At 63.8% G+C, this 8,767-nt stretch carries 11 protein-coding genes and 1 rRNA gene; 5 read left to right on the plus strand and 7 right to left on the minus strand.

Translation table 11 applies throughout. The annotated features are described in order from the left end of the window. Positions 1–69: 69 nt before the first annotated feature. The 4 genes from ACO6VM_RS24025 to ACO6VM_RS24040 form a co-directional block, all read right to left on the minus strand. Positions 70–1,218: a PQQ-dependent sugar dehydrogenase gene (locus ACO6VM_RS24025; protein WP_422403897.1), complete on the minus strand. Its 1,149-nt coding sequence runs from the start codon at positions 1,216–1,218 to the stop codon at positions 70–72. 21 nt (positions 1,219–1,239) lie between these two features. Further along, the gene (locus ACO6VM_RS24030; protein ID WP_401059409.1) at positions 1,240–1,560 is read right to left on the minus strand and encodes a hypothetical protein; all 321 of its coding nucleotides are present in this window, start codon (positions 1,558–1,560) and stop codon (positions 1,240–1,242) included. A gap of 257 nt (positions 1,561–1,817) precedes the next feature. Further along, positions 1,818–2,774, minus strand: coding sequence for an agmatinase (gene speB, locus ACO6VM_RS24035; protein WP_422403898.1), 957 nt, complete (start codon positions 2,772–2,774; stop codon positions 1,818–1,820). 25 nt (positions 2,775–2,799) lie between these two features. Next, a complete protein-coding gene (locus ACO6VM_RS24040) occupies positions 2,800–3,879 on the minus strand; it encodes an extracellular solute-binding protein (protein WP_258704770.1) in 1,080 nt (359 codons plus the stop codon). A gap of 102 nt (positions 3,880–3,981) precedes the next feature. Between ACO6VM_RS24040 and ACO6VM_RS24045 the strand changes: the two genes are divergently transcribed. The 3 genes from ACO6VM_RS24045 to ACO6VM_RS24055 all read left to right on the plus strand — a co-directional run bounded on the left by ACO6VM_RS24045 (position 3,982) and on the right by ACO6VM_RS24055 (position 6,009). Further along, positions 3,982–4,872 carry a LysR family transcriptional regulator gene (locus ACO6VM_RS24045; protein ID WP_422403899.1) on the plus strand — a complete coding sequence of 297 codons (891 nt, stop codon included), beginning with the start codon at positions 3,982–3,984 and terminating at the stop codon, positions 4,870–4,872. 77 nt (positions 4,873–4,949) lie between these two features. Then, positions 4,950–5,420 (plus strand): LEA type 2 family protein, encoded by a 471-nt coding sequence (locus tag ACO6VM_RS24050; RefSeq protein ID WP_401059413.1) that lies wholly within the window; start codon positions 4,950–4,952, stop codon positions 5,418–5,420. A 28-nt stretch (positions 5,421–5,448) separates the two neighbouring features. Next, positions 5,449–6,009, plus strand: a complete 561-nt coding sequence (locus ACO6VM_RS24055; protein WP_422403900.1) for a GNAT family N-acetyltransferase — start codon at positions 5,449–5,451, stop codon at positions 6,007–6,009. Positions 6,010–6,021: 12 nt separating this feature from the next. Here the strand turns inward: ACO6VM_RS24055 and ACO6VM_RS24060 are convergent, their stop codons facing one another. Beyond that, the gene (locus ACO6VM_RS24060) at positions 6,022–6,285 is read right to left on the minus strand and encodes a hypothetical protein (RefSeq protein WP_390969135.1); all 264 of its coding nucleotides are present in this window, start codon (positions 6,283–6,285) and stop codon (positions 6,022–6,024) included. A gap of 128 nt (positions 6,286–6,413) precedes the next feature. Here ACO6VM_RS24060 and ACO6VM_RS24065 point away from each other — a divergent pair, with 128 nt between their 5' ends. Continuing rightward, a complete protein-coding gene (locus ACO6VM_RS24065) occupies positions 6,414–6,734 on the plus strand; it encodes a DUF883 family protein (RefSeq protein ID WP_125464806.1) in 321 nt (106 codons plus the stop codon). A gap of 7 nt (positions 6,735–6,741) precedes the next feature. Here the strand turns inward: ACO6VM_RS24065 and ACO6VM_RS24070 are convergent, their stop codons facing one another. Continuing rightward, positions 6,742–7,359, minus strand: a complete 618-nt coding sequence (locus ACO6VM_RS24070; RefSeq protein ID WP_258704773.1) for a tRNA-(ms[2]io[6]A)-hydroxylase — start codon at positions 7,357–7,359, stop codon at positions 6,742–6,744. A gap of 155 nt (positions 7,360–7,514) precedes the next feature. On the opposite strand from ACO6VM_RS24070, the gene ACO6VM_RS24075 reads away from it, so the two are divergent. Further along, a complete protein-coding gene (locus ACO6VM_RS24075) occupies positions 7,515–8,378 on the plus strand; it encodes a universal stress protein (protein WP_422403901.1) in 864 nt (287 codons plus the stop codon). A 73-nt stretch (positions 8,379–8,451) separates the two neighbouring features. Here ACO6VM_RS24075 and rrf read toward each other — a convergent pair. Then, positions 8,452–8,567, minus strand: a 5S ribosomal RNA gene (rrf, locus tag ACO6VM_RS24080). Between the last annotated feature and the right edge of the window lie 200 nt (positions 8,568–8,767).

Below are 8,767 nucleotides of genomic sequence, written 5' to 3' on the forward strand. Positions count from 1 at the left end.
AATTTTCGCCCCCGTGGTGGGAAAGCCCCTCTCTCGGGGGGGACCTTTCTCCCCCCGCGATTGGCTGGATCAGCCTTGCTTCAACCCCACCTTCAACAAGGCGCCATCCTTGTCATCGGTCAGCACATACAGGTAACCATCCGGTCCCACCCGCACATCGCGGATGCGTGCCTTCAGCTCACCCAGCAAGCGCTCTTCATGCACCACCTTGTCACCCTTGAGCTGCAAACGGATCAGCTCCTGGGTGGCCAACGCGCCGATGAACAGATTGTGGTCCCAGGCCTTGAACTTCGGGCTGTCGTAGAAGGCCATGCCGCTGATGCCGGGCGACTTCTCCCACACATGGTGCGGGTCGACCATGCCATCGACATGCTTGCCCTTGGCCTCGGGGATCGGCAACAACGAGTAGTTTATGCCGTGGGTGGCGAGCGGCCAGCCGTAGTTCTTGCCGGGCTCCGGGATGTTGATCTCGTCGCCGCCGCGCGGGCCGTGCTCGTGGGACCACAGCTTGCCGGTCCAGGGGTTGAGCGCGGCGCCTTGCTGGTTGCGGTGGCCCAACGACCAGATTTCCGGGCGCACCTTGTCGCGGCCGACGAAGGGGTTGTCGTTGGGCACTTTGCCGTCGGGGAGGATGCGCACGATCTTGCCTTGCAGCTTGTCCAGGTCCTGCGCGGTGGGGCGCTGGTTATTTTCGCCCAGGGCAATGAACAGATAGCCGTCGCGATCGAACACCAGGCGCGAGCCGAAGTGGTTGCCCACCGACAGCTTGGGCTGCTGGCGGAAGATCACCGTGAAGTTCTCCAGCCGCGCCCTGTCCGGCGACAGCTGGCCACGGCCCACCGCCGTGCCGGCCTTGCCGTCGGCGCCTTCTTCGGCGAACGACAGGTAAATCGTGTGGTCCTTGGCGAAGTCAGGTGACAACGCCACATCGAGCAGCCCGCCCTGCCCTTCGGCCCAGACCTTGGGTACACCGGACAGCGGCGGGCCGACCTTGCCTTCGGCGTTGACGATACGCAGATTGCCGGGGCGCTCGGTCACCAGCATGTCCGTGCTACCCGGCAGGAAGGCCAGGGCCCAGGGGTTGCGCAGGCCGTCGGCAACGGTGCTGACGGTCAGCTGGCCTTGTTCACTGGGAAACTGTTGCTCCGCGGCGGCGTGAGCCAGCAGGGGAAACAGGCTGGCGGCGGCCAGGGTGGTCAACCAGGTGCGTGGCGTCATGCTCGGTTCCTTCGAGGGGGCTCAGGGCACGCGTAGCGAATCGCGCGCTGGCCGGGTGGGTTCCAGGTTGGGCGCCCGCTGCTCGCGGCGCAGGTTGTCGCCGTTACCGATGCCACGGTTTTCGAGGGTCGGCGGGCGCGGGTTGGGCTGGGTGGACGGGCCGCGCACCGGAGGGGTGGCGGGCACGCTGCCCTGTCGGCTGTTGGGGTTGGCGCGCTGGATCGGGCTGTTGTAGGGGTTGTTGCTGTCGTTGGCGGCCAATTGCACGGGCGCAACGGCAGCGGCCTGCAGCGGCAGGCTCAACAACAGGCCAATGGCCAGGGCTGGCAGTGTGGGATTCATGCTTCACCTCCGTACGAAAAGGCGCGCTCCAGGGTTGGATAGCCTAAGGCGCGCAGGGTTCGACACAAAAGCGAGAATGCGGATTGAGATGATTCGTGATGTTTCAGTATGGGTCTTTCCACGCATCGCGGGGCAAGTCGCAGCGGCGCACCGCCGCTCCCACGCTATGGACTGCCCTCAGGAAGTTGGACATCAATCCAACCCTTGGGGCAGTCATACCGTGGGAGCGGGCTTGCCCCGCGATCGTCTGCGTGAATTCAGTCCACTTTGTGCCGCGCGGCATACAGGCAAAGCATCTCCATTGCCAGCGTCGCCCCGGCCAGGGCGGTGATGTCGGCATGGTCGTAGGCGGGCGCCACTTCCACCAGGTCCATCCCCACCAGGTTGATGCCGCGCAGGCCACCGAGGATCTCCAGCGCCTGCACCGTGCTCAGGCCGCCGCACACCGGGGTGCCGGTACCGGGCGCATAGGCCGGGTCGAGGCAATCGATGTCGAAGGTCAGGTACACAGGCATGTCCCCCACCCGCTGGCGAATCGCCGCGATGATCGCCTCGGTGCCCTGGCGATGCACCTGGCGGGCATCGAGGATGGCGAAGCCCTGGCTGTCGTCGTTGGTGGTGCGCAGGCCGATCTGCACCGAGCGCGCCGGGTCTACCAGGCCCTCGCGGGCGGCGTGCCAGAACATGGTGCCGTGGTCGATGCGCTTGCCTTCCTCGTCGGGCCAGGTGTCGCTGTGGGCATCGAAATGGATCAGCGCCAGCGGGCCATGGCGGCGGGCGTGGGCCTTGAGCAGCGGGTAGCTGATGAAGTGGTCGCCGCCCAGGGTGAGCATGGCGCAGCCGGCTTCAAGGATACGTTCGGCATGGGCCTCGATGCTGTCGGGTACCGACGCCGGCGTGCCGCTGTCGAACGCACAGTCGCCGTAATCGATCACTGCCAGGTGGTCGAACGGGTCGAACGCCCACGGCCAGTGCCGGGCCCAGGCCTGCTGCACCGAGGCGGCGCGGATCGCCCGCGGGCCGAAGCGCGCCCCCGGGCGGTTGCTGGTGGCGGTGTCGAACGGCACCCCGCTGACCACCACATCGACCCCGCGCAGATCGCGGCTGTAGCGGCGCCGGGAAAAACTGGTGATGCCGGCGTAGGTGCTCTCGGCGGCGGTGCCGTAGAGGCTGTCACGGGTGATGGCCTGGTCGTTGTCCTGGGCGAGATCCACGGTCTGTCTCCTGGTGTTGTCGTTGTTATTGGCGGCTGCGGAAGGCGGTCCACAGGCGATTGCGCTGGCGCAGGTCGGACAGCGCCATGCTGCGGTCGGCGAACAGGCGCTGGCGCACTTCGGCCGGGGGGTAGATGTCCGGGTCGGTGCGGATCGCCTCATCCACCAGCGGCGTGGCAGCCTGGTTGGCGTTGGCGAAGAACAGCGAATTGGTCAGGGCGGCGACCGAGTCGGGGCGCAGCATGAAGGCGATGAAGGCCCGGGCGGCTTCGGGGTGCGGGGCATCCTTGGGGATCACCAGGTTGTCCTGCCACACCAGGGTGCCTTCACGGGGGATGCGGTAGATCAGCTCGAACGGCTTGCCGGCGCGGCGGGCCTGGTCGGCGGCGGTGGCGGCGTCGCCGTTGTAGGTAAGTGCCAGGCATACGCTGCCGTTGGCCAGGTCGTTGATCTGACGGCCGTTGGCCACGTAGCTGACCGACGGCTGCAACTGCTGCAACAGGGCTTGGGCGGCGTCCAGGTCTTTCTTGTCCTGGCTGTAAGGGTCCTTGCCCAGGTAGTTGAGGGTGAGGCCGATCACCTCCTGCGGTGAGTCGAGCATGGCGATCCCGCAGTCCTTGAGGCGGCTGGCGTACTCGGGCTTGAACAGCAGGTCGAGGCTGTCGAGGGGGACATCACCCAGGCGCTGGCGTACCGCCTCGACGTTCACCCCCAGGCCCAGCGTGCCCCAGGTGTAGGGCACGGCATGGCGGTTGCCCGGGTCGGCTTCGGCCAGCTTGGCCAAAAGATCCGGGTCAAGATTGGCGTAGCCTGGCATCGACTGCGCATCCAGCGGTTGCAGTGCGCCGGCCTTGAGCGCCCGGGCCAGCACGGTGGCCGACGGCACCACCACGTCGTAACCGCTGCGGCCGGTGAGCAGCTTGGTTTCCAGCACTTCGGTGGTGTCGAAGGTGTCGTAGCGGACTTTGTAACCGGTCTCCTGCTCGAAGCGTTGCAGGGTTTGCGGGGCGACATAGTCGGCCCAGCTGTAGAGGTTGACGACCTTCTCTTCGGCCTGCAGTGGCAAGGCGATCAGCAGGGACAGCAAGCACAGCGTTCGACGCATGGCGGACACCTCGGCAAATGGGTGGATGCCGCCAGCATGCCTGCCGGGTTACATTGCAAAAATTGCAACTGTGTAAAGCTGACATTCACCTGGAGCAATGTAATGCTTGGACAACTCCATGACCTGGACCTGCACCTGCTGCGGCTGTTCGTGACTGTAGCCGAGGCTGGCGGCTTCAGTGCCGCACAGGGGGTGCTCGGGCTCAGCCAACCGAGCATCAGCCAGCAGATGGCCAAGCTGGAGACGCGCCTGGGCTATCGCCTGTGCAGCCGCGGCAAAGGCGGGTTTCGCCTGACCGAAAAAGGCGAACTGCTGCTGCAGGCGAGCCGTGGCCTGCTGCTGCAGATCGAGCAGTTTCGCCAACAGGCCAACGGCGTTGCCGGGCGCCTGCTGGGCAGTGTGCGCATCGGCCTTGCCGAGAACCAGGACAGCAGTGTCACCCTGCGCATCGCCCAGGCCATCGCGCGTTTTCGCCAGCGTGACGAGGCCGTGCAGCTGGAACTGATCAGCGCCCCGCCGGCAGAGCTCGAAAGGCTGTTGCTGGAGCAGCGGCTGGATTGTGCGATCAGCTATTTTTCGGGCAACCAGGCGGCGTTCGACTATCAACCGCTGTTCGATGAACGCCAGCGTTTGTACTGCGGCGCGGGACACGCGCTGTTCGAGGCTGTCGATGTCAGCCGGGAGCAACTGCTGGAGGTTGACCAGGTGCGCCACCCCTATCGCTTTCTCAAGCACGGCGAGCCGTTCCAGAGCCGCCACAGCATGGCGGTGGCGGAGCAGATCGACAGCGCGCTGACGCTGGTGCTGTCGGGCCGGCATATCGGTTACCTGCCCTGCCATTGCGCCGCGCCGTGGGAGGCGCAAGGGCTGTTGCGGGCGCTGGATACCGGGCTGGATTTCATCGTGCCGTTTACCCTGGCGCGGCATCGCGGGCAGCTGCCGGGGGAAGCGCAACGGGCCTTTGTCGAGGATTTGCTCGCGGTGTTTGGTTGAGGGGTGGTCAGTACTTTAAACGCCGTCGTGCATTTGCCACACTGCAGGCTCGCCCGTAAGTCGAGGCCGTGAACGCCATGCTTTTCCGCTGCTGCCTGATCCTGCTGTTGGCTCTGGGCCTCAATGCCTGCGCGCTGTTGCAGAACCGCGACCCGCTGAACATCAGTGTGATCGGCATAGACCCCCTGCCCGGCCAGGACCTGGAGATACGCATGGCGGTGAAGATCCGCGTGCAGAACCCCAACGAAACACCGGTCGACTTCAATGGCATCGCGCTCAATCTCGAGGTCAACGACCAGCCCCTGGCGGCTGGCGTAAGTGACCAGCGTGGGCACATCGGCCGTTACGACGAAGCCGTGATCGTGGTGCCGGTGAGCGTCACCGCCTTCGCCTTCCTGCGCCAGGCCTACGGCCTGAGCCGGGTGGATTCGCTGCAAGGGCTGCCTTATGTGCTGCGCGGCAAACTGGCCGGCGGCCCGCTGGGTACTGTGCGTTTCACCGACAAAGGCAAACTGGACTTGCCTGCTGCCACCGCAGCCGGCTGGTAAACATCCTGAATTGGTAAAGGAGCTACCAATGTCTTCTACGCCTGAACTGAAAACCGCCCGGCTGCTGCTGCGCCCCTTGCAACTGAGCGACGCAGAGGCCATCCAGCAACTGTTCCCCCACTGGGAAGTGGTGCGCTACCTGAATGCCCTGGTGCCGTGGCCCTATCCGGAGGATGGTGCCTTGCGCTACCTGCGCGATATCTGCCTGCCGGCGATCGCTGCGGGGCGTGAGTGGCACTGGTCGATCCGCCTGCTCGAACGCCCGCAGCAACTGATCGGCAGCATCAGCCTGATGGACCTGCCCGACAACAACCGCGGTTTCTGGCTGGCGCCCGCCCACCAGGGCCGGGGCTATATGACAGAGGCCTGCGCGGTGGTCGATGGGTTCTGGTTCAACACCTTGCAGCGCGAGGTCATGCGCGTGCCCAAGGCGGCGCCCAATGAAGCGTCAAGACGTGTTTCCCAGCGCGGCGGCATGCGCCTGCTGCGCACTGGGCAAGGCAACTTCGTGAGCGGTTGCCTGGCGCAGGAAGTATGGGAGATCACTCGGCAGGAGTGGCTCGACCTGGGTGGTGCAGGGGCCGGTTGAAATTGCCCTGACTCAGCGGCCGGTGTTGGCGGCAGCCATCAGCTTGTTGACCTCGCTGCGCACCAGTTGGGTGAACTCGGGCGGCGACATGCCGTCCAGTTCGGCACGCACCCACTCTGCCCACTTGCTCTTGCGTCGCGGCTTTTCTGCAATCAGCCGCCCTGCTTCACCCTTGGCCTTGGCCAGGTTGCCTTGCCAATATTGGAACAAGCGCGCTTTCTCTGCCTCGATCTGCGCCCGTTCCGCGAAGCTCATGTTGGCCAGATTGAAACTCATGGGTAATACCTGCCACTGAAAAATGGGCGCTATCTTACACCGTAGCGGCCGAGCGCCGGTAAGTCGCTGCAACTTTCCCGACGCCACGGCATCCACTGTTCAACCCCACTCTGCACGAGGACGTGTACATGGCCAGGAATACCGCCGCGAAAAACAATGGTGAACAGATCAAGGACCAGGTGTTCAGCGAACTCCAGGCGTTGATCGAGGAGTCCGAGAAACTGCTCAGTGACAGTGCATCGCTGGTCGGCGAAGACGCCGACGGCCTGCGCGCCCAACTGGGGCTCAAGCTGCGCCAGGCCCGTGACGCCACCAGTCGCCTGGGCCAGAAGGCGCAACCGGTGGTCGATGCCACCGAGCAATACCTCGGCGGTCATCCGTGGCAGACGGTGGCGATTTCTGCAGGCTTCGGGTTGGTGGTGGGCCTGCTGCTGGGGCGCCGCCAATAGCGGCCGATCAGGCCGCGTGGGCCATGGGGATGCCGCTGTGGAAGCGCATTTCCTGGTCGGGCGAGCTGATCAGTTCGGCTTCTGCTTGCCGTACCTGCTCGACGACTCGGGCGATCTCGGCTTCATCGCCGTACACATGGGCCAGCTTGAGGTAGCCCTGATAGTGCCGGGCTTCGCTTTTGAGCAGGCCGTGGTAGAAGGTACCGAGTTCTTCGTCCAGGTGCGGTACCAGAGCAGCGAAACGCTCGCAGCTGCGCGCCTCGATAAAAGCCCCCACCACCAGCGTGTCCACCAGCTTCACCGGTTCGTGGGCACGCACCAGGCGACGCAGGCCCGAGGCGTAACGCCCGGCCGACACCGGCCGCAACGGTACACCGCGTCGCTTCATCAGCCGTAGCACCTGCTCGTGGTGCACCAGCTCTTCACGGGCCAGGCGCGACATCATGTTGATCAGGTCGAGGTGGGTGTTGTACTTGGCGATCAGGCTCAGTGCAGTGCTGGCCGCCTTGAATTCACAGTTCTTGTGATCGATCAGCAGGGTTTCCTGGTCGGCCAGCGCCGCCTCGATCCAGGCGTCTGGGGTACGGCAGCCGAGGAAGGCGTCGATTTCAGGAATCTGGGACATAACACTCACAATCACGAAAGATATCTGCAGGACCGGCGATTATACCGGCGGCAGCGGCGAGTGCCAGTGGCTATTCTTGACGCATATCAAGCGGCGGCAGGAGGTGCGCCGACTATAGTCAGGCATTGGTCGCCATCCAGAAGGGAGTTCACGCCATGCAAGCCGTTCGCAGCATCCTTGTCGTTCTCGACCCCGAGCACGCCCACAGCCGCGCCCTGACCCGGGCCAAGCTGATCGCCGGCGTGACCGGCGCTCGCCTGCACCTGCTGATGTGCGACAAGAAGCATGACCACAGTGCGCTACTGAGCCTGCTCAGCAGCCAGTTGCACGATGACGGGTTTGACAATGTCACCCACGAGCAGGCCAGGCACGACACCCTGCATGAAACCATCATCAGTGTGCAGCAGGCCGAAGGTTGTGAGCTGGTCATCAAGGAGCATCGGCCGGATAACCCGCTACGCAAGGCACTGCTCACGCCCAGTGACTGGAAACTGCTGCGTCAGTGCCCTTGTGCGGTGCTGATGGTCAAGAGTGAGCGGCCGTGGACTGGCGGGGTGATCCTGGCAGCGGTAGATGTGGGCAACCAGGATGAAGACCACCGCAGGCTGCATGCGAGCATCATCGACCATGGCTATGACATTGCCAGCCTGGCCAAAGGTGAGCTTCATGTGATCAGCGCACATCCCTCGCCCATGCTGTCGGCGTCCGACCCGGTTTACCAGCTTACCGAGACCATCGAGCAGCGCTATCGCGATGCCTGCAAGGCCTTCCAGGCAGAGTTCGACATCAGCGAGGAACGCCTGCACGTAGCGGAGGGGCCGGCTGATGTACTGATTCCCTTTACCGAGAAGAAGTACGACGCCGTGGTGACCATCATCGGTACCGTGGCGCGGACAGGCATTTCCGGGGCTTTGATCGGTAACACCGCTGAAGTGGTGCTCGACGCTCTGGAAGGTGATGTGCTGGTGCTCAAGAGCGAGGAAGTGACAGCGCACCTTGCCGAACTGGCTCGCGGCTGAAGCGCTGATTTCGTCCTGGCAGAAAAGACAAAACCCCTACCTGCATGCGCAGATAGGGGTTTTGCGAAATGAATCTTGACGATGACCTACTCTCACATGGGGAAACCCCACACTACCATCGGCGATGCATCGTTTCACTACTGAGTTCGGGATGGGATCAGGTGGTTCCAATGCTCTATGGTCGTCAAGAAATTCGGTTGCCCAGAATGTCTTGTGAACACTCTTGGCTAATTCGGATATGTGAATTTGTGGTCTTACGAATTTTCGGGTCTTTCGTCTTCACCACCACAATTCGGCTTACGCGCAAATTGCTTGGGTGTTATATGGTCAAGCCTCACGGGCAATTAGTATTGGTTAGCTCAACGCCTCACAGCGCTTACACACCCAAC

Origin of the sequence: Pseudomonas sp. GZD-209 (assembly GCF_049310485.1) — a bacterium.
Taxonomy (GTDB): domain Bacteria; phylum Pseudomonadota; class Gammaproteobacteria; order Pseudomonadales; family Pseudomonadaceae; genus Aquipseudomonas; species Aquipseudomonas sichuanensis.